Here is an 18,857-nt window from a genome sequence, read left to right as displayed (position 1 = left end):
TGACGTGACCCCCGCCTTTCATCCAGCTGCGACCAGAGACCGACCGTTGTTGTCGCGCAGGAGCGCGGGTGAAGCAACGGTCAGGTTTAAACCCGACCGTTGCTTTTCGAGTTCTGCGGCGAAGGCGGCCGGTGTGGCGTAGCCGAGCGAGGAGTGTGGCCGCTCTGTGTTGTAGTCCTCGACCCAGCGGGCGAGGATCGTGCGCGCCTGGCGGACCGTAAAGAACAGCGTCTCATTGAGTAGCTCGTCGCGCATGCGACCGTTGAAGCTCTCGACGAACCCGTTCTGCGTCGGTTTGCCCGGAGCGATATAGTGCCACTCGACGTCGGCATCGCCCGACCACGCCAGCACCGCGTTTGAGGTCAACTCGGTGCCATTGTCGCTGACGATCATCTTGGGCGCGCCACGCTCGGCGATCAGGTCGCCCAGCTCGCGCACCACCCGCTTGCCCGAGATTGACGTGTCGAGCACCGCCCGCAAACACTCCCGGGTCACGTCGTCGACGATGTTGAGGATACGGAACCGCCGCCCCGTGGCCATCTGATCATGAACGAAGTCCAGGCTCCAGCGCTGGTTGGGTAGCGCCAGCACCGGCGCAGGTGCCCGCGCGCCGACGGCGCGCTTTCGTCCCTTCCGGCGACGGACTGTCAGACCTTCCTCGCGGTAAAGCCGCTGTGTCTTCTTGCGGTTGATCGTGATGCCCTCCCGCCGCAGCAGGATGTGCAACCGCCGATAGCCGAACCGTCGGCGCTGCTGCGCCAGCTCGCGCAGACGCGACCGAAGGTCGCCATCATCTGCCCGGCTTGAGCGATACCGCATGCTCGTGCGATCCGCCCCGACGACAGCACACGCCCGCCGCTCGCTCATCCCCAGCGCCGTCTGGAGATGCGCGACCGCTTCCCGCTTCGCGGCGGGCGTCACCATTTTTTTGCCAGCAGGTCCTTCAGACCTGCGTTGTCCAGCATCGTGTCCGCGAGCAGTCGCTTGAGCCGGGCGTTCTCCTCCTCGAGCGCCCGCAGCCGCTTCGCATCGGACACCTCCAAGCCGCCGAACTTGGCTTTCCAGGCGTAATAGGTCGCGCTCGACATCCCGTGCCGCCGGCACAGATCCGTCACCACCGCACCAGCCTCGGCCTCCTTCAGGATGCCGATGATCTGCTCTTCCGAAAACTGCTTCCGCTTCATCTGTCCGTCCCTTTCCGGGGTCGGACTCTAGCTCCAACTGGAGGAAAAAACGGGGGTCACGTCACTGATCTGCTCTTCCGAAAACTGCTTCCGCTTCATCTGTCCGTCCCTTTCCGGGGTCGGACTCTAGCTCCAACTGGAGGAAAAAACGGGGGTCACGTCAGTCACGTCAACCTTTCCCCGTTTATGTCATGGGGCCCAGCTTTAGCTTGTAGAAACCGGGCTCACACCCGGCTTCCAGTTTGCACTATTTGGCTGAAGCTACATTCGCCAACGTATGCCGTCGTTGACGAATGATGCACGGTGAGAGGCCCAGGTTTGCGTGTCTGATAAAGTACCTGATCCACGCTGCCTTCAATTCGCGTTCGTTGCAAGGCTCCCCGCTCTCGCGGTTGCGACGTTCCCATGCACGAATGCGCGCGCTGTAATCGGCCGTAACGAGGCTCGCCTCGGCACCAACACCGAACACCGCATCGAATGGAGAAATTTCTGAAAAAATCTCCGCAAAACGCAGCGCGATTTTGAACGTAAAGCGGCGCGCTTCGGGACGCATCCGCATGTTGCCGTCGCGGCCTTTGTAGCGGTTTTTGGAGACGGCAGTGTCTTTTGACATATATTGTGCGAGGTTCGCGATCGACAACGCGGTTTGATCACGGCGTGAACGATCGCGTGCGATGTTTGGGGAGGCCGTGACTGGTTTGGCACGAACGCGCTTCCGACACGCACGTTCGAACGCCGCAAACTGCGCAGCCGATTCAGCGCGGGAACGGAACTTGACGCTGGGTGCCCCAATCCGGTTGGGAAACGCTCGGCCCTCCCGCAGCTTCGCAGCCGTTGTATGAGGTTGAAAGGTCGGGTCGCGCGTCCAGCATAGCGCGTGCACATGCATATGAAGATGGCGAACTTCTTCGCCGTCGTTGGGCTTGCTAAACACATCGAGGTCAAAGGCGCAAACGGCATTCAATCCAAGCCGTTCTAGTTGGCGGCGCACCAAGCGCTCCATAGCTTCCATGTCCAGCACGGGTTCCGTGATGGGGGTCAACCCCGCATCCCATGCGAAGGTCACTAAGAAGGTCCGTACGCTACGGTCCTGATAAACCCGGGAATAATGCGCGAGTACCGCGTCGATCAGCGCGGTGGCTGCAGCGCGGCGCACACGCGCGTTTGCCAACGGCAAAAAACCGTACGGTGCGAGGGTGTCCCAAAACCACAGGGTTTCGGCATCACGGTGGTTTGGCGGGTAGTACGCCAATGCTTGGCGAAGTTTCAGATGGAACGCAGCCGATTTTGCGTGGGCGCTGCGGCGCGCTGCACGACGGGCTCTTGGGTATGACATGTGGTACGGGTTCCATGAGCTGTATCACGAACACAGCCGTGCAGTCGCCACCAACGCTTAGTTGATAGCCTGTTTGGGGCGTATTACTGTGATAGTAGGGGGGTTACAGGCCGACTGGCCTACTAGCCGTAATGATCGACATGGCGCTGTCGCCGGGCAGCAAGCCACCCGGCGACCCGGCCTTTACATGATGATCAGGGGCGGCTTCTTGCGACCGTTGTCCAGTGCGTCCGACCATACCAGGTGGAGCAGCTCATCACGCGTCATTGCATTTTCGCGGCGCTTGTTTTCGCGTGCGGCAGCAGCGGGCGCCGCCATTGCTATTTTCAGGATCGTATCGCCAATCCCTGCGCCGAGGAACGCCTTGACGAATGGAATGAGGGCATCGGCCTGAAGATGCATAAACCGCCGCGCAACCCACTCCTTTTTGAACGCCAACAAATTTGCATCCTTTGCCATTGCAACGGATGCGTCGCGCACGAAAGCCTGCGCACTCACGAATTCTCCGACAACTTTCTCCACGTCATCCACCGTCGGATTGTCGACGGAAATGGTCTTTAATGTGGGCCGCAGGCCAGATCCCGAAGCTGCTCCTTGCGGAATACGATGGGAGTTCGCCGGGGCGAGACCGGTAACGTTGTCGATCTTGAGGGCAAGCGTTACGACGTAGTTTGCCAACGCAAAGCTCTCGCCCTCAACCTCCGATCCCCCGCACGCCGTGACAATTTGGGAGATGCAGTGCGGCGATGCCTTCTTCGCGATGCCGTGAAATTTCGCCAACTGCTTCAAATCAATTTTGGGATGGGCCGAACGACTGTCGAACTTCGAATCGTAGCGAACTTCCATCGAGATATTATCCAAGCGTCCGTTTCGTACCAGTTCGCTGAGCCGGCTAACGATTTCCGATGCAACCATTTGGACGACGCGCCTGTCCCCAACGGGAACATGGGTGAGGCTCAGAACTTCACGCCCCTCCAGGCCGCGGCTGATCGCAGCTAGCGTAGGGCAAACGGCAAGAGCGTCCTGGAAAGCGTCGCGCTTGCTGGGCTTGTCAACCTGGACAGGACTGTCCTCACTCGGTGTAGGAATGTAGCGGTCAGTCATCATCGCCTCCGAACAAGGCTTCGAGTTCGGAAACGGCGAGATACGTTTTGCGGCCAACTTTGAACCGGCGCAGACGGTTCTGCGCAATCAACCCGTACATGGTCGTTTTGGATAGCTGCGTTGCAGCGCACGCATCCAGAAGTGGAATATACCTTCTTCGCATTACTCTCATCCCCATTTTGGTGATCGCTCGGCCCACTGTCGGTCGAGCTGGGGAGATTCATCTACGCAGATTCGCGGCCTCTAATAGCACCCCAAAAGTTGACCCCCAATTGGATATGCTGAGCTGGCCGCCAAATTGACCTCAAATGGTTTCGCCCTTGTGTAAGAATGAGGCATGTGACTGAGCATACGACCAAGCGTCACAATGACGGCGAGGTCCTATCCGGGGTTCGGCGCGAGAGGCGGTGGCCGCCGAGAGACGGTCGGTATCGTTGAGCAGAGGTACCTGCCGGGCAAGAGCGTGTCGTTGGTCGCCCGCCGCCGCGGCATCGGCGCTGGCCAGCTCTTCATCTGGCGGTGGTTGATGGCGCAGGGTACGCTGACTAAGACCGGTGCCGACGAGGCGGTGGTGCTCCCATCCGATGGCTGAGTGACAACGCCTGCACAGCAAAAAAACATGGAAGCCGAGATCCTGCGCCAGGCTGCTCCCTGGGCCGCACGCCAAAAAAACTGCTATTACGCTCGACATCGGCATCAGCCGCCAGCATCTGTACGCCATGCGCGACCGATCACCGCCCCGGCCACGCGGGCGATCACCGTTTCGCGACGCTACGGCCTGCCGCTCCAGCCCCATTGCGGCACGGGCGAGGAACGGCGTCATGACGGTCGCGTCGCCGTCGATCGGCGCAACACCCGCTGGTGCTCTGACGCGCTGTAGATTGCTTGCGACAACGGCGAGAAGGTACGCGTCGTCTTTGCACTTGAATGCTGCGACAGGGAGTCCACGGAGCACGTTGCTAACACCGGCGGCATCACTGCCGAAGATGTCTGCGACCTGATGATCGCCACCGTCAACCATTGCTTCGAACTCGTGAAGCGCCTCGCAGGGCCGATCGAGTGACTCACCGACAACTGCAGCCTTTATGCCGCTGGCGATACCAGGTGCTTCGCGCGCAACATCGGCCTCGTCCCGCGTGCCATACCGGTCAGCAGCCTGCAGTCGAACGGAACGGCTGAAGCCTTCGTCCGCACGCTCAAGCGCGACCATTCCCGCGTGAACCCTACGCCTGATACTCGCACCGTCTTCGAGCAGCTGCCAGGTTGGCTTAAGCACTACAAGGCAGAGAGCTATTGCCCGCCCCGTGAGTACGTCACCCAAACCCGCGACGCCCCGCCAGGCATTTAGTGGGCAACGACACACACCATGCCAGCTCACACCTCAGTCCAGCCGGGAGGCCAAAAATCACGAGCAAACATTGCGCCGTAACATTGCAAACAAACGCATAAAACGCAATGTACTTCTAAGAAAATATTTTCAAAGAAGCAATTTTACTCAATAATATATAGGCCAAATATCCATGATATTCCCCTAAAATAAGATCAATCTAATTCCAGCACATAAAATAACATTATTAACTCACATACACTATAATATTTTCTAGCTAATAATAAATGCGAACTTCAATAAGCCTGCATTACAAAACATCTTATATATTATCTTTTAATCTTAGACTGATTATACACCCTCGTAACTTTTAGAGCCTGCCTCAATAATTTTATTTCTTCAGTGACTGTATGGTCAGAAATATCAAGTACGCTACGGGAGGATATTATTGATGCTAAATCCTCATCAATTTTATCACGGTTTTCCTTCCAGAAATCCGACTCTGCTGCCATATCATTCCGTATTTTATCTATGACTTTTCCTTCTGAGGTAAGTGACGCTAGAGTTGACTGCGCTGCAAGTTCACCATCGTTAGTTGCCAGCATAAACATCTCATGCCAAAATATCCGCCATTGGTCGAGTTTTCTTAATTTTTCGAACGAACCCTTCACGAGTTTCAACGAGCCGGGCACCAATATCTTTTTTATATCGCCGCTATGAAACCTTGCATCGAAAAGCATTATGCGTTTCAAAGGGTTGAGAGAAACGGTAATGTACATCCGTCCTTGGCTGAAGTCCCAGCCAGCTACGTCGTCCAGCCAGCAGACAGACCGCCACCAAAACGATCTCTTGAGGTAATGCTTGTTTATATTTTGTAGATCTTTTGGATTTATTTCCGGTTTTGGGTTCGCTTTCCAGGATTCAAGTATAGACTCTTTGCTAGATACCCATTTCTTTGACACTCTACACCGCAATCGGCCTTCTCGAAGGCAAAGTGCTAATATTTGTCGCGTATGAACAGGTCCGCCGTTCATGCTGCCATACAGAGAAATAACACGTTTCGGGCGAAGCGCACGTGCAACTGATAAATTCTTTTTGTGTTTTTCTTCACTTCCCAATTCACTCATACCGTCCCCTCGCAAGTCATCGCTACATTCTACTTATTTATTGCGATCTTTATCCGAGCTAGCAAGATAGTTCGACCATTCTTCCATCAGCGTTCGTCGCCGATCTACGGCGGTCCCGCGTCGATAGGCACGTTCTGCTTTGTTTTGAATGGTATGCGCCAGCGCCTGCTCAACGATCTCGCGCGGGTAGCTGGTGGCATCACCTGCCCAGTCACGAAACGTGCTGCGGAAACCGTGGGTCGTTATGTGGCCGTAGTTCATTCGGCGCAACAGCATGGCCATCGCCATATTCGACCGCGCCGCACCGCCGATGCCAAACACCGGGGTTGTCGCGATGAACCTATCTGGCTTCACCTGGGCCAGTGCCGCCATGGCCGCATCAGACAGTGGCACAACGTGTTCGGCACCTGCCTTCATGCGCGCAGCAGGGACGGTCCATAGCTTTGCGTCAACGTCGATCTCGCCCCAGGTAGCGCCTAGCGCCTCACCGCTGCGGGCGGCCGTCAATATGACAAACTCCAGGCACCGAGCTGCCAACGCCGGACGCTGCTTTAGCTGCTGGAAGAACGCAGGCGCATCACGCCAAGGCAGTGCAGCATGATGACCACGTTCGACCTTTGACTGATTTGGCAGCAGCAGCGCCAGATGCCCGCGATACGTGGCCGGGTTCATGCTATCGCGTGCACGAAGACCGCGCGCCTTTGCCGCGTCGAGGATCTTCTCGATGCGCCCGCGCACCCGCTTTGCGGTCTCGGCCTTTGTTAGCCAGATTGGCTGCAATACTGCCAACACATCTTCGGTGCCGACGTCGGCGACAGGCACGTTCTGTATCGTCGCGGCGTGGTCGCGCAGACTGCTGCGCCATTGCTGCCGATGCACGGGGTTGCGCCAGCCGTCTTCGACGCTGGAGATGTACTGATCGGCAAAGGCCCCGAACGTCAGCACCGCAGGTTCTTCCACCGGCGTTTCGGTCCCCAAAATCCCACGCGGGTCCAGTCCGACCGCTACTGCCTCCCGCATTTCACCGGCGATGCGGCGTGCTGTGGCTAGGCTAACCGACGATGCGGGACCGATGCCAATCTCGGCCCGCTTGCCGTTCGACACGGTCATGAACACCCACGACCGTGCGCCTGCCGTCGTGATCCGCAGATACAGGCCACCGCCGTCCGCGTGCCGCCCGGGCACCTTCAACGCCGCGACTCCGCGGACCGTCAGCTTGTTCAGTGCACGCGCCATAAGCCTCTCGGGGGTTCGAATTCCACCGGTTTCATGCCCACTTTCATGCCCACTTTCAACTTGGCTTCAGGCGCATCTCGACGAACCGTCGCGAACACTCGGCAATGCTAGCGCCGAAATAAATGCAACATCTTCAGTACTCTAAGGATCTTCTGAGAACGATCGCGAACGTCGGCGAAATCAGCTCTGGCGGAAGAGGTGGGATTCGAACCCACGGAACGGTTGCCCGCTCGCCGGTTTTCAAGACCGGTTCCTTAAACCACTCGGACACTCTTCCTGCGCGATGCCGCGACTAGAGCGGGTGGGCCGCTTTGTGCAAGCCTTTGTCGCGCGGGGGGTTCATCCACGTGGCGCGCTGTGCCAATACCATAGGGTAGCGGGAGGCCGGTGTATGCGTTTGGCGAAGGCGGGGTTGGCGATCATGCTCAGCCTGATGGCAGGGGCTTCGGCGTCGGCCCAGGATGCGGAGGGGTTTCAGTCCTATCTGCGCGAGGTCGCGGTGCGGGCGAGGGCGCAGGGGGTCCAGCAATCGACCCTCAATGCCGTGCTGCCGACGCTGACCTACAATCCGCGTGTCGTCGAACTGGACCGGCAACAGCCCGGATCGTCGAACACGACGACCGTGTCGCGGTTCGCACCCTATCGGATGCGGCACGTCGATGCGGCCCGGATCAGCCGCGGGCGGACCGCCTATGCCGCACAGCGGTCGCGGCTGGTGTCGATCGAGCGACAGACCGGTGTTCCCGAGGAGATCATGGTCGCTATCTGGGGCCATGAAACCAACTATGGCAGCTATACTGGCGACTTCGACCTGCCGCGCAGCCTGGCCACGCTGGCGTATGAAGGCCGTCGCCGGTCGCTGTTCGAACCCGAATTCATCGCGACGCTCAAGATGATCGACCGGGGCGTACCGCGCGATCGGCTTAAGGGAAGCTGGGCCGGCGCCTTCGGCTATCCACAGTTCCTGCCGTCCATCTATCTACGACTGGCGCGCGACGGCGATGGTGACGGGGTCCCCAACATCTGGTCGAACGAAGCCGATACGCTGGCATCGATCGCCAATTACTTCGTCGATGCCGGGTGGCGGCCGGGGCAGCCATGGGGGTTCGCCGTCCGCGTGCCGGCCGGTTTCGACCGGTCGATCCTGACGCCCCGGTCGCTGTCGCCCCGTTGCCCGCGCGTGTTCGAACGGCACAGCCAGTGGCGCACGCTCGCCGAGTGGCAGGCGCTGGGCGTCGTGCCGAGCGACGGTCGGCAGCTGGACCCGACGATCCAAGCGACGCTGATCGAACCCGATGGTCCGGGCGAGACGGCCTATCTGCTGACCGGTAATTACCGGGTGATCCTCGATTATAATTGTTCGAACTATTATGCGCTGTCGGTCGGCCTGCTTGCCGATGCGGTCGCCCGGTGAGCGTGGGCCTGATCGTCCTGCTGCTCGCCGGGTTGGGGCAGGGCCGAGCGGACATGCCGCCGCCGGTCGCGCACGAACAGCGCCTTGACGACGTTGGACCGGTATCGATCGCGGGTTCGGCGTCCGTAGCCAGCATGACGGCATCGCACCGAGGCCTGGCGGCGGGCACCTTCGCAGAGGTTACCGACCTGGCGAGCGGCCGAACGATCATCGTGCTGGTCGAACCCGACAGGACGTCGCCCGGCAGCGTGACCGGCAGCATCTCCCCCGGCACCGCCGCCGCATTGGGGCTGACGGCCGGCACGGCGGCGGTCCGTATCCGACCCGCCGTTCCGTCGCCCGCAGAACAAGCGGCAGTGCGTGCCGGGACCGTGGTCAATCGCCTCGACGCTCCGGCACCATTGCTGGCCGCGCTACGTCGCAGGTTGCCGCAGGCTCCGCCGGTCCCCGTGGCTGTCGCGACAGCGTCGACTGCGGCGCCCTCGGTGAAGCCGACGCTTCGGCCGATCCCTGCCGCGCCCAAGCCCACACCCGCCAAGGCTGCGCCTGCCAAGCCAGCACCCGTCGCTGCCAGCGGACGGTGGGTCGTACAGGTCGCCGCGCTGTCCGACGCCGCGCGTGCCGCTGCGCTCGCAAAATCGGTCGACGGCGTTGTGCGTTCGGCGGGCAGGCTGTACCGGGTGCAGGCAGGCCCATTCGCCACCCGAGCCGCTGCCGAAACCGCCCGTGCGTCGATCGCCCGTCGCGGGTTCGGCGACGCCCGGATCATCGCCCAGGACTGAACGGAACCACGTGCCCCATGCGTAAGATCGCCCTTTCGAGCATCGCCGCCATCGCCATTGCCACCCCCGGCATCGCCGCCGCGCCGCCGTTCGAGACGCCGGCACCGGTCGCGTTCATGACAGACCTGTCGTCGGGCGCGACGCTCTTTGCCAAGGACGCCGACCGGCGGATGCCGCCGGCATCGATGGCGAAGATGATGACCGCCTATGTCGCGTTCGACCTGATTAAGAAGGGCGAACTGAAGCTCGGCGACACGGCGACCGTCTCGCCCGAGACGTGGAAGAAATGGCACGGCCCGCAGGCCGGTTCGACCATGTTCCTGTCGGTGAATGAAAACGTCAGCGTCGAGAACCTACTCTACGGCATCATCGTTCTGTCGGGGAACGATGCCTGCGTCGTGCTGGCCGAAAAGATCGCCGGGTCGGAAGAAGCCTTCACCAACCTGATGAACCAGCGGGCCAAGGAACTGGGCCTCAGCAACAGCCATTTCGGCACCTCGAACGGATGGCCGGACGAAGGGCGGACCTATGTGACCGCGCGCGATCTGGCGAAGCTGGCGAGCGCAACGATCCAGAATCATCCGCAGCTGTACAAGAAATTCTATTCGAAGACCGATTTTACCTGGGGCAAGACGCTGGGCGAAGGTGCCGCCATCACCCAGGCGAACCGCGACCCGCTGCTCGGCCGCGTTCGTGGGGCCGACGGGCTGAAGACCGGCCATACCGAGGAAGCGGGCTATGGCTTCACCGGATCGGCCGAACAGGATGGTCGCCGACTGGTGATGGTGCTGGCCGGGCTGACAAGCGCGAATCAGCGGATCGCGGAATCGGTCAAGTTCATGAACTGGGGCTTCGGTGCCTGGCGTGCACGTCCGATCGTCGCGGCGGGCAAGCGGGTCGAAACGGCTGAGGTGCAACTGGGCGATTCGGCCACGGTCGGACTGGTCGCGCCGCGCGCGCTGACCGTCACCATGCCGGCGGGGACCAACAGCCCTATCACGGCGAAGGTCGTCTATAACGGCCCGATCAAGGCGCCGATCGCCAAGGGCCAGCATATCGCCGACCTGGTGATCGCATCGCCCGATACCGGGGAACAGCGTATGCCGCTGGTCGCCGAAAATGACGTGGCCGAGGCCGGGTTCTTCGGTCGCGTCTGGGCAAGCCTGACCTCGCTGTTCGCTTGAGCGCCGGCCGGTTCCTGACGCTGGAGGGCGGGGAAGGGGTCGGCAAATCGACCCAGGCCCGTGCCCTCGTGGCAGCGCTGGAGGCGCGGGGCATCCATGCGGTGCTGACGCGGGAGCCGGGCGGTAGCGAGGGTGCGGAGGCGATCCGTGCCCTGCTGATGCAGGGCGACGTTCGCCGGTGGAGCGCCCATGCCGAGGCTTTGCTGTTCGCGGCGGCCCGGGCGGACCATGTCGAAAAGACGATCCGGCCGCTGGTCGATGCAGGCAGCTGGGTCATCTGCGACCGCTTCATCGACAGCACCCGCGCCTATCAGGGGGCGCAGGGGATCGACGATGCCGCGATCCTGGCGCTGCACGGTTTCGGGTCGCGCGGGTTGCTGCCTGATCGCACCCTGTTGCTGACCCTGCCCGACGGTGAGGGGAATGTGCGGGCACAGGCGCGGGACGGCGCGGCAGCGGATCGGTTCGCCGCGCGCGACGATGATTTCCACCGGTCGGTCGCCGCGACCTTCGATCGGATCGCGCAGGCCGAACCCGACCGGGTGCGGCGGATCGACGTCTCGGGTGCGGTCGGACAGGTGACCATGCGGTTGATCGACGCGATCGCCGACCTCCTGCCGTGCCCCTGATCGGCAACGACGCCGCGCGTGAAGCCTTTGTCGCGGCGGCGGAGAGTGTCGCGCTGCATCACGCATGGCTGCTGACCGGACCGGAAGGCATCGGCAAGGGCGGTTTCGCGCGGGAAATGGCGCAACGTCTGCTCGCAACCGCACTCGACGGTCGTAGCCGGATGCGCGGGGAGATCGGGGAAGATCACCGCGTCATGCAACTGATGGCGTCGGGCGCGCATCCCGACTATCGCGAACTGGTCCGCCTGCCCAAGGATCCGGACAAGCCCGACCAGGACATCGCGCGCAGCATCAAGATCGATCAGGTCCGGACCTTGCAGCCGATGTTCGCGACCAAGCCGGCGCTCTCCACCCGCCGGGTCGTGGTCATCGACGCGATCGACGATCTGGAACGGCCCGGCGCGAACGCCCTGCTGAAGAATCTGGAGGAGCCGCCGGTCGGAACGATCTTTCTGTTGGTCAGCCATTCGCCGGGCCGGCTGCTCCCGACGATCCGCTCGCGGTGCCGCCAGCTGCGCTTCGATCCGCTGCGGGACGAGGAAGTAGCGCGGGTCCTGCGGGACGCGCTGCCGGAACTGGACGGGTCGGACGTCGACGCGCTTGTCACGGCGGCCGAGGGCGCGCCGGGCCGGGCGCTGGCCTATGCCGGCCTGTCGGTCGCGGCACTCGACCGCGACCTGTCGGCGATCGCCGAAACCGGCGACGCCGACAACCGCATTCGTTCCCGTCTGGCAAAGGCGTTGGCCGGCAAGACCGCGCAGCCGCGCTATGCCGTGTTCCTCGACCGCGCACCGGCATTGATCGCCGCCGCGGCGCGGACGCGAAGCGGACCGCCGTTGCGCGACGCGCTGGATGCCTATGAGAAGGCGCGGGCGCTGGCCGCCATGGCGCCTGCGCTGTCGCTGGTCGCGGAGACGACAGTGTTCGAGATGGCGGGCCTTGTCGCGCGACTGGCGCCCGCGCGCGGGATCGCCTAGAGGCTCGGCCCATGTCCGATCCATTCTACATCACCACCGCGATCCATTACCCGAACGGCCGGCCGCATATCGGCCACGCCTATGAAATGATCGCCGCCGACGCGATCGCCCGCTTTCAGCGGCAGGCCGGGCGCGACGTCTTCTTCCAGACCGGCACCGACGAACACGGGCTGAAGATGGTCAAGACCGCGCGTGACCGGGGCGTAGAGGTGCGGGATCTAGCCGATGAAATGTCCGGCTATTTTAGAGACATGGCCAGCATTCTGAATATTTCGTGCGATCGGTTCATCCGTACCGTCGAGCCGCAGCATTATGCGGCGTCGCAGGCGATCTGGACCGCGATGCGCGATGCCGGCGACCTGTATCTCGATCGCTATGAGGGCTGGTATTCGGTCCGCGACGAAGCCTTCTACGAGGAAAAGGAACTGACCGATGGCGAGGGCGGGGTGCGCCTGTCGCCGCAGGGCACGCCGGTGGAATGGACTGCCGAGGAAACCTGGTTCTTCCGCCTCTCGAAATATCAGCAGCCCTTGCTCGATTTCTATGCCGCCAACCCGGACTTCATCCAGCCCGACAGCCGCCGCAACGAAGTGTTGCGCTTCGTCGAGGGCGGGCTGACCGACCTGTCGGTGTCGCGGACCAGCTTCGACTGGGGCGTGCCGGTGCCGGACAGCCCCGGCCATGTCATGTATGTCTGGGTCGATGCGCTGACGAACTATCTGACCGGTGCGGGTTATCCCGAAGCGCCGAACCGATACTGGCCGGCGGCGCTCCACCTCATCGGCAAGGACATCGTCCGGTTCCACGCCGTATATTGGCCAGCCTTCCTGATGTCGGCCAAGCTGCCGCTGCCGCAGAAGGTATTCGGCCACGGCTTCCTGCTCAATCGCGGGGAAAAGATGTCGAAGTCGACCGGCAACGTGGTCGATCCGATCAAGCTGGCCGAACTCTATGGTGTCGACGCCCTGCGCTATTTCCTGTTGCGCGACATCAGCTTCGGTCAGGACGGAACGTTTTCGGACGAAGCGATCGTCACCCGCGCGAACAGCGACCTTGCCAACAGCTTCGGTAATCTTGCGCAGCGGACATTGTCGTTCATTGCCAAGAACCTCGACGGCGTATTGCCCGACGATGGGCGAAGCGATCCGGCCGACGCCACGCTGCTGGCGGCGGTTGGCGAGGCGATCGAGGGCTATCGCATGGCGTTCGCCGACCTCTCGCTGGGGCAGGCGCTGGAGGCGTGGATGCGCGGCGTCTTCGCCTGCAACCAGTATATCGATGTCCAGGCCCCCTGGGCGCTGCGCAAGACCGATCCCGAACGGATGCACGCGGTGCTGGGAACCCTTGTCCGCGCCATTCGCGATCTTGCCATAGCGATCGAACCGGTCGTTCCGGCATCTGCCGCGACGTTGCTGGGGCAGTTGGGGCAGGCGGGGCAGGGCCATGATGCGCTCGGCGATGATGGCTGGTATGTCGAACAGCGTGGCGCAGGATTCCGGATCGCCCCGCCGACCCCGATCTTCCCGCGCCTGACCATCGCGGAGGTCGAACCCGCATGAGGCTGGCCGACAGTCACTGCCACCTGAACTACAAGGGCGTAGCCGAGGCATCGGACGCGGTGTTGTCGCGCGCCCGGGCGACGGGGGTCGTCGCGATGCTCAACATCTCGACCAGCGAAAGCGAATGGGACGCGGTGGTCGGCACCGCCGAACGCGAGGCCGATGTGTGGGCGACGGTCGGCATCCATCCGCACGAGGCGGATGAGCACGCCCATGTCGACACCGCACGCCTGATCGAAGCCGCAGCCCATCCTCGGGTCGTCGGCATCGGCGAAAGCGGCCTCGATTACTATTACGACCACAGCGACCGCGCCGCGCAGCAACGCAGCTTTCGCGCGCATCTGGCGGCGTGCCGGAAAACCGGGCTGCCAATCGTCGTGCACACACGCGATGCCGAGGACGATACCGCCGCGATCCTGCGCGACGAACTGGGGAAGGGGGCCTTTCCGGGCGTCCTGCACTGCTTCACCGGGTCGGCCGAACTGGCGCGGATCGCGCTCGATCTCGGATTCTACATCTCCATTTCGGGGATCGTGACGTTCAAGAGCGCGCAGAACTTACAGGCCGTCGCCCGCGACCTGCCGCTCGACCGGCTGCTGATCGAAACCGATGCGCCGTTCCTCGCGCCGGTCCCGCATCGCGGCAAACAGGGCGAACCGGCATTCGTCGCCGACACCTGCCGGTTCCTGGCGCAACTGCGCGGTGAAAACCCCGAAGCGCTGGCCGACGCCACGCACGAAAACTTTCACCGCCTGTTTACCAAGACGCTGGCATGAAGATCCGCATCCTCGGCTCGGGTACGTCGTCCGGCGTGCCGCGGATCGGAAATGACTGGGGTGCCTGCGACCCGGCCGAGCCGCGAAACCGGCGGACGCGGGTATCGGCGCTGATCGAATATGACGGAACGCGCATCCTGATCGATACCGGTCCGGACATGCGGGAGCAGTTGCTGGCCGCCGATGTCGCGACGGTCGATGCGGTGCTGTGGACCCACGATCATGCCGATCACTGCCACGGCATCGACGACCTGCGGCAGCTGTTCCATAATGCGCGGGTGCCGGTAGCCGGGTTCGCCCGTGCTGCAACGCTGAAGAGCCTCCAATCGCGGTTCGAATATGTGTTTGCAGGGCGGGCAGGGTATCGCGCGACCGTTTCCGGGGCGTTGCTGCCCGACAGCCTGACGATCGGCCCGGTCACGATCCGTTGCACCGATCAACCACATGGATCGATCGAGTCCGCCGGGTTGCGGTTCGACACCGAACGGGGCTCGATCGGCTACGCCACCGATTTCAGCGCGGTTACGCCCGGGATGCTCGACCTCTACAACGGCGTCGATATTCTGGTCGTCGACGCGCTGCGGGTCGCACCGCATCCGACGCATCCTTCGCTCGATGAAGCGATCGCATTCGCGCGGAACTGTCGGGCGGGTCGGACCGTCCTGATCCATATGGATCATTCGATGGACTATGCGACGCTGCGCGACAACCTGCCGGCGGGTATCGAACCCGGATATGACGGGATGGAACTGGGTCTGTGACCGACGACCGGGCGATCTACGTCCTGCTCGGGCTGTTGATGCTTGTGTTGCCGTTGTCTTCGCTCATCGCCCGGCGGCCGTCCGGCGGCAGCGTGATCCGGGCGTTGCTGGGTTGGGCGATCATCGTGGCGATCCTGTACGTCGCCTTCAGCAATCGTGGCCGGATCGGCGAAGTCGCTGGAGCGATTGGAGAACGATTGGGCGTAGCGGAACAGAGTGTCGAAGGCGATACCGTGCGCATCCGTCAGTCAGTCGACGGGCATTTTTGGGCAGTTGCGAAGCTGAATGGCATTGAGCGGCGGATGCTGATCGACAGTGGCGCGACGTCGACCGCGATTTCCGAAGCGACCGCTAAGGCGATCGGCGTCACGCCGCGTCGGGTTCCACCGGTGTTGCTTACGACGGCGAACGGAACGGTCGAAGCCGCACGCGGCCGGATCGAAACGGTGCGGATCGGATCGCTGGAGACGCGCGATCTGCCGGTCGTGATTTCGCCGGCGTTCGGTGAGATGGACGTGGTCGGCATGAACTTCCTGTCGCGGTTGGGAAGCTGGCGGGTGGAACGCGGCACGTTGGTTCTGCAAGCCGACAACGTGCCTTGATTTTACATAATGTTTATTATCGGAATATAAGCATGGCCCAAGATCAGGAGCTTCCCGGCGATCGTTTCCACGGCGTTGAGCACCGTTCGGCGACATCCTCCGGCAACATCGTCGGACGCATCGTCGCGATCATGGCGCGGTTGCGCGACCCGGCGGATGGCTGCGAATGGGATAGCGTCCAGACATTTGCGACGATCGCTCCGTACACGATCGAGGAAGCCTATGAAGTGGCCGATGCCATCGCGCGCGGTGATATGGCGGACCTCAAGGACGAACTGGGCGACCTGCTGCTGCAAGTCGTGTTCCACAGTCGGATCGCCGAAGAGGCCGGGCTGTTCGACCTGCACGACGTCGTCAATGCGATCAGCGATAAGATGGAACGGCGCCATCCGCACATCTTCGGGGATGCCGACGATGGCGGCCATCATCTGTGGGAACAGGTCAAGGCCGCCGAACGCCGTGCCAAGCCGGGGCAGACGGGCGCGCTCGCGGGCGTCGCGCTAGGGTTGCCGGCACTGGCGCGGGCGGAAAAATTGCAGAAGCGGGCCGCGCGGGTTGGATTCGACTGGCCGGACGCGACGGGGCCGAGGGCCAAGATCGACGAGGAACTGGGCGAAGTGGAAGCGGCGAGCGAGACGGAACGATTGGAGGAGGTCGGCGACCTGCTGTTCTCCGTCGTGAACTGGGCGCGGCACTTGGGCATCGATCCCGAAGCGGCACTCCGCGCGGCCAATGCCAAATTCGAACAACGATTTGCCACGATGGAAGCCGAAGACCCGAGCTTCGCCGACCGGTCGCTTGCCGACAAGGAAACCGCCTGGAGCCGAGCGAAGAACAGCCCCCTTCCCTGACGATTTTGTCAAGAATCTGCGAAAACCGTCCATGGAGTCGCTTGGGGACTCGCCGATAGCTAGCATCGGGAAAACGCCCGCGGAGTCCTAAGGGCCGTTTCCGGACTCTGGCGGACTCCTGCCCGTCCCGCCGGTGGTGGATCGGGATGCGCCGAGCGCCCCTCCCCAGCCCGGCCGGAATGGACTTCACCGGGTTAGGAATCGATCATAGTCGGCCGGCGCCATGCGGACATCGTAAAGCGCGCGATCGTCATCGATCCAGTGATCGGTGACCTCGCCATGGGCGTGGAGCCATGCCGCACTGGCGCCATCCTCCGGCGCCAATGCGATGCGATAGCGGCGATGCCCCTCCGTCAGCCGGTCGCCGATGGTGCGAATGAAGCGGTCGACCCCCTCCCCGGTCAGCGCGGACAAGGCGACGATATCCTCTCGGTGCGCCGCCTCCCCCAGCATCTCGATGCGGTCGTCATCACCCAACAGGTCGAGCTTGTTCCACGCCTCGATCCGCGGGGTCGTGTCGTCGACGCCGATTTCCTTCAGCACCGCTTCCACGTCGGACGCCTGCGCCGCCGTGTCGGGATGCGCGACGTCGCGGACATGGATCAGCAGGTCCGCCGACACCACTTCCTCCAGCGTCGCCTTGAACGCCGCCACCAGCTGCGTCGGCAGGTCGGAGACGAAGCCCACCGTGTCCGACAGGATCGCCTTGTCGATCCCCGGCAACGACACCTGCCGCAGCGTAGGGTCGAGAGTCGCGAACAGCAGGTTTTCGGCCATGACCTCCGCGCCGGTCAGGCGATTGAACAGCGTGGACTTGCCGGCATTGGTGTAGCCGACCAGCGCGACCACCGGCCATGGCGCACGCTGCCGCCGATCGCGGTGCAGCGTCCGCGTGCGCGATACGCCGTCCAGCTCGCGACGCAGGCGAGCCATGCGATCGCGGATCAAGCGGCGATCGGCCTCGATCTGCGTTTCACCGGGGCCGCCGAGAAAGCCGAAGCCGCCGCGCTGCCGTTCGAGATGGGTCCAGCTGCGCACCAGTCGACCGGCCTGATAGTCGAGGTGGGCGAGTTCGACCTGCAACCTACCCTCGGCCGTCCGCGCACGTTCGCCGAAGATTTCGAGGATAAGCCCGGTCCGGTCGATCACCTTGCAGCCAAGCGCGGTTTCGAGGTTGCGCTGCTGCACCGGCGTCAGTGCGGCATCGAACACCGCCAGTTGTAGGTCCTCGTCGCGCACCATCTGCACGAGCTGGTCCACCTGCCCGCTGCCGATCAGCGTGGCCGGCTTCGGTGTGCGTACGCGGAAGGGAATGCGATGCCGCACATCCACGCCGATCGCCAGCGCAAGGCCGGCGGTTTCCTCGAGCCGGGCATCGGCATCGCGCGCCGACCCGCCCATATCGGGCAGGACGACGATCGCGGATGCGCCGCGCGTGAATTCCTGCGCGTCGCGGTCGAAACCGGTGCTCAAGCCTCGTCCGCCCCCGACGCCTGTTCTTCGGCAAGGTTCAGCGGATTGGCCGGCTGAATGGTGGAAACCGCGTGCTTGTACACCAGCTGCGACATGCCTTCGCGCTGAAGCAACATGCAGAACAGGTCGAACGCGGCGATCTGCCCCTGCAGCATCACGCCGTTCACCAGAAACATGGTGACGTTTTCCTGCGCCTTGCGCACGGCGTTCAGGAAGATTTCCTGCAGCGGCGCGTGCTTCGAGGTATTTTCTGCAGCCGCCTCGATCACCGATGACAGGTCGGTCGGACCCGCCGGCATGATCGTCGAGATGGCGTGCTTGTAGATCAGCTGCGACTGTCCATCACGACGCAGCAGCACCGAAAAATTGTCGAACCATGTCACGATGCCCTGAAGCTTCACGCCCTTGACGAGGAACATCGTTACCGGCGTCTTCGACCGGCGCAACGAGTTGAGAAACAGGTCCTGAAGCGACCCCTGCCGTTCGGCCATGACTTGCCCTTGTTCTTGGCGGGAATTTCCCGCTGAGTGTCTTT

Annotated in this window: 18 protein-coding genes, 1 tRNA gene and 1 pseudogene; 10 read left to right on the top strand and 10 right to left on the bottom strand. The window is 62.6% G+C overall.

Going from position 1 to position 18,857, the window contains the following annotated elements; genetic code table 11:
- Positions 1-18: 18 nt before the first annotated feature.
- The 8 genes from ASE83_RS05340 to ASE83_RS05315 all read right to left on the bottom strand — a co-directional run bounded on the left by ASE83_RS05340 (position 19) and on the right by ASE83_RS05315 (position 7,591).
- Positions 19-1,184 (bottom strand): IS3 family transposase gene (locus tag ASE83_RS05340; RefSeq protein ID WP_156347626.1). Its coding sequence is split into 2 segments (ribosomal slippage): positions 19-932 and positions 932-1,184, totalling 1,167 coding nucleotides; the frame shifts between segments, so codons are not numbered across the junction.
- Positions 1,185-1,431: 247 nt separating this feature from the next.
- On the bottom strand, positions 1,432-2,520 hold the full coding sequence (locus ASE83_RS18400; RefSeq protein ID WP_156352657.1) for a hypothetical protein: 1,089 nt from the start codon (positions 2,518-2,520) through the stop codon (positions 1,432-1,434).
- A 183-nt stretch (positions 2,521-2,703) separates the two neighbouring features.
- A complete protein-coding gene (locus ASE83_RS05330) occupies positions 2,704-3,627 on the bottom strand; it encodes a hypothetical protein (RefSeq protein ID WP_055784415.1) in 924 nt (307 codons plus the stop codon).
- Entirely contained in the window at positions 3,617-3,787 is a 171-nt protein-coding gene (locus ASE83_RS19090) for a helix-turn-helix domain-containing protein (protein WP_443024306.1), read from the bottom strand. The genes ASE83_RS05330 and ASE83_RS19090 overlap by 11 nt, the downstream gene beginning before the upstream one ends.
- Positions 3,788-3,928: 141 nt before the next feature.
- The gene (locus ASE83_RS18870) at positions 3,929-4,834 is read right to left on the bottom strand and encodes a hypothetical protein (protein WP_235513002.1); all 906 of its coding nucleotides are present in this window, start codon (positions 4,832-4,834) and stop codon (positions 3,929-3,931) included.
- Between the two features lie 446 nt (positions 4,835-5,280).
- Positions 5,281-6,078 (bottom strand): hypothetical protein, encoded by a 798-nt coding sequence (locus ASE83_RS18385; RefSeq protein WP_156352651.1) that lies wholly within the window; start codon positions 6,076-6,078, stop codon positions 5,281-5,283.
- A 33-nt stretch (positions 6,079-6,111) separates the two neighbouring features.
- Entirely contained in the window at positions 6,112-7,314 is a 1,203-nt protein-coding gene (locus ASE83_RS05320; protein WP_055784413.1) for a tyrosine-type recombinase/integrase, read from the bottom strand.
- A gap of 187 nt (positions 7,315-7,501) precedes the next feature.
- Positions 7,502-7,591, bottom strand: a tRNA-Ser gene (locus tag ASE83_RS05315).
- Between the two features lie 114 nt (positions 7,592-7,705).
- Between ASE83_RS05315 and ASE83_RS05310 the strand changes: the two genes are divergently transcribed.
- The 10 genes from ASE83_RS05310 (at position 7,706) to mazG (ending at position 16,849) form a co-directional block, all read left to right on the top strand.
- Complete coding sequence (locus ASE83_RS05310; protein ID WP_055784411.1) at positions 7,706-8,728, top strand: lytic murein transglycosylase; 1,023 nt, start codon at positions 7,706-7,708, stop codon at positions 8,726-8,728.
- Positions 8,725-9,510 (top strand): SPOR domain-containing protein, encoded by a 786-nt coding sequence (locus ASE83_RS05305; protein ID WP_156352649.1) that lies wholly within the window; start codon positions 8,725-8,727, stop codon positions 9,508-9,510. The genes ASE83_RS05310 and ASE83_RS05305 overlap by 4 nt, the downstream gene beginning before the upstream one ends.
- A 17-nt stretch (positions 9,511-9,527) precedes the next feature.
- Positions 9,528-10,694 (top strand): D-alanyl-D-alanine carboxypeptidase family protein, encoded by a 1,167-nt coding sequence (locus ASE83_RS05300; protein ID WP_055784407.1) that lies wholly within the window; start codon positions 9,528-9,530, stop codon positions 10,692-10,694.
- Positions 10,691-11,323 carry a dTMP kinase gene (gene tmk / locus ASE83_RS05295; protein ID WP_055784405.1) on the top strand — a complete coding sequence of 211 codons (633 nt, stop codon included), beginning with the start codon at positions 10,691-10,693 and terminating at the stop codon, positions 11,321-11,323. Before ASE83_RS05300 ends, tmk begins: the two co-directional genes overlap by 4 nt.
- Positions 11,314-12,300 (top strand): AAA family ATPase, encoded by a 987-nt coding sequence (locus tag ASE83_RS05290; protein WP_055784403.1) that lies wholly within the window; start codon positions 11,314-11,316, stop codon positions 12,298-12,300. Before tmk ends, ASE83_RS05290 begins: the two co-directional genes overlap by 10 nt.
- 11 nt (positions 12,301-12,311) lie before the next feature.
- Entirely contained in the window at positions 12,312-13,859 is a 1,548-nt protein-coding gene (gene metG, locus ASE83_RS05285; RefSeq protein ID WP_055784401.1) for a methionine--tRNA ligase, read from the top strand.
- On the top strand, positions 13,856-14,635 hold the full coding sequence (locus ASE83_RS05280) for a TatD family hydrolase (protein WP_055784399.1): 780 nt from the start codon (positions 13,856-13,858) through the stop codon (positions 14,633-14,635). Before metG ends, ASE83_RS05280 begins: the two co-directional genes overlap by 4 nt.
- Positions 14,632-15,396, top strand: a complete 765-nt coding sequence (locus ASE83_RS05275; RefSeq protein ID WP_055784398.1) for an MBL fold metallo-hydrolase — start codon at positions 14,632-14,634, stop codon at positions 15,394-15,396. Before ASE83_RS05280 ends, ASE83_RS05275 begins: the two co-directional genes overlap by 4 nt.
- Entirely contained in the window at positions 15,393-15,998 is a 606-nt protein-coding gene (locus ASE83_RS05270) for a retropepsin-like aspartic protease family protein (protein WP_235513000.1), read from the top strand. Before ASE83_RS05275 ends, ASE83_RS05270 begins: the two co-directional genes overlap by 4 nt.
- A 107-nt stretch (positions 15,999-16,105) precedes the next feature.
- Positions 16,106-16,849, top strand: coding sequence for a nucleoside triphosphate pyrophosphohydrolase (mazG, locus tag ASE83_RS05265; RefSeq protein WP_268794961.1), 744 nt, complete (start codon positions 16,106-16,108; stop codon positions 16,847-16,849).
- 186 nt (positions 16,850-17,035) lie between these two features.
- On the opposite strand, the gene hflX is transcribed toward mazG, so the two are convergent.
- On the bottom strand, positions 17,036-18,322 hold the full coding sequence (gene hflX / locus ASE83_RS05260; RefSeq protein ID WP_055784396.1) for a GTPase HflX: 1,287 nt from the start codon (positions 18,320-18,322) through the stop codon (positions 17,036-17,038).
- Positions 18,319-18,825: pseudogene (hfq, locus tag ASE83_RS05255) on the bottom strand (RNA chaperone Hfq); the annotation flags it as partial. The gene hflX and the pseudogene hfq, both read right to left, overlap by 4 nt.
- Between the last annotated feature and the right edge of the window lie 32 nt (positions 18,826-18,857).

The sequence above is a fragment of the Sphingomonas sp. Leaf32 genome (genome assembly GCF_001421765.1).
GTDB lineage: Bacteria > Pseudomonadota > Alphaproteobacteria > Sphingomonadales > Sphingomonadaceae > Sphingomonas.
Note: the sequence above shows the minus strand (reverse complement) of the source record. Positions and strands in the feature narration are given on the sequence as shown.

What these genes read in the sequence shown, in the direction of transcription:
- ASE83_RS05310 (WP_055784411.1), top strand. Translation starts at nt 7,706, where the DNA reads ATGCGTTTGGCGAAGGCGGGGTTGGCGATCATGCTCAGCCTGATGGCA.
- ASE83_RS05300 (WP_055784407.1), top strand. Translation starts at nt 9,528, where the DNA reads ATGCGTAAGATCGCCCTTTCGAGCATCGCCGCCATCGCCATTGCCACC.
- ASE83_RS05280 (WP_055784399.1), top strand. Translation starts at nt 13,856, where the DNA reads ATGAGGCTGGCCGACAGTCACTGCCACCTGAACTACAAGGGCGTAGCC.
- ASE83_RS18385 (WP_156352651.1), bottom strand. Translation starts at nt 6,078, where the DNA reads ATGAGTGAATTGGGAAGTGAAGAAAAACACAAAAAGAATTTATCAGTT.
- ASE83_RS19090 (WP_443024306.1), bottom strand. Translation starts at nt 3,787, where the DNA reads ATGCGAAGAAGGTATATTCCACTTCTGGATGCGTGCGCTGCAACGCAG.
- metG (WP_055784401.1), top strand. Translation starts at nt 12,312, where the DNA reads ATGTCCGATCCATTCTACATCACCACCGCGATCCATTACCCGAACGGC.
- ASE83_RS18400 (WP_156352657.1), bottom strand. Translation starts at nt 2,520, where the DNA reads ATGTCATACCCAAGAGCCCGTCGTGCAGCGCGCCGCAGCGCCCACGCA.
- ASE83_RS05330 (WP_055784415.1), bottom strand. Translation starts at nt 3,627, where the DNA reads ATGATGACTGACCGCTACATTCCTACACCGAGTGAGGACAGTCCTGTC.
- ASE83_RS05275 (WP_055784398.1), top strand. Translation starts at nt 14,632, where the DNA reads ATGAAGATCCGCATCCTCGGCTCGGGTACGTCGTCCGGCGTGCCGCGG.
- ASE83_RS18870 (WP_235513002.1), bottom strand. Translation starts at nt 4,834, where the DNA reads ATGGTCGCGCTTGAGCGTGCGGACGAAGGCTTCAGCCGTTCCGTTCGA.
- ASE83_RS05320 (WP_055784413.1), bottom strand. Translation starts at nt 7,314, where the DNA reads ATGGCGCGTGCACTGAACAAGCTGACGGTCCGCGGAGTCGCGGCGTTG.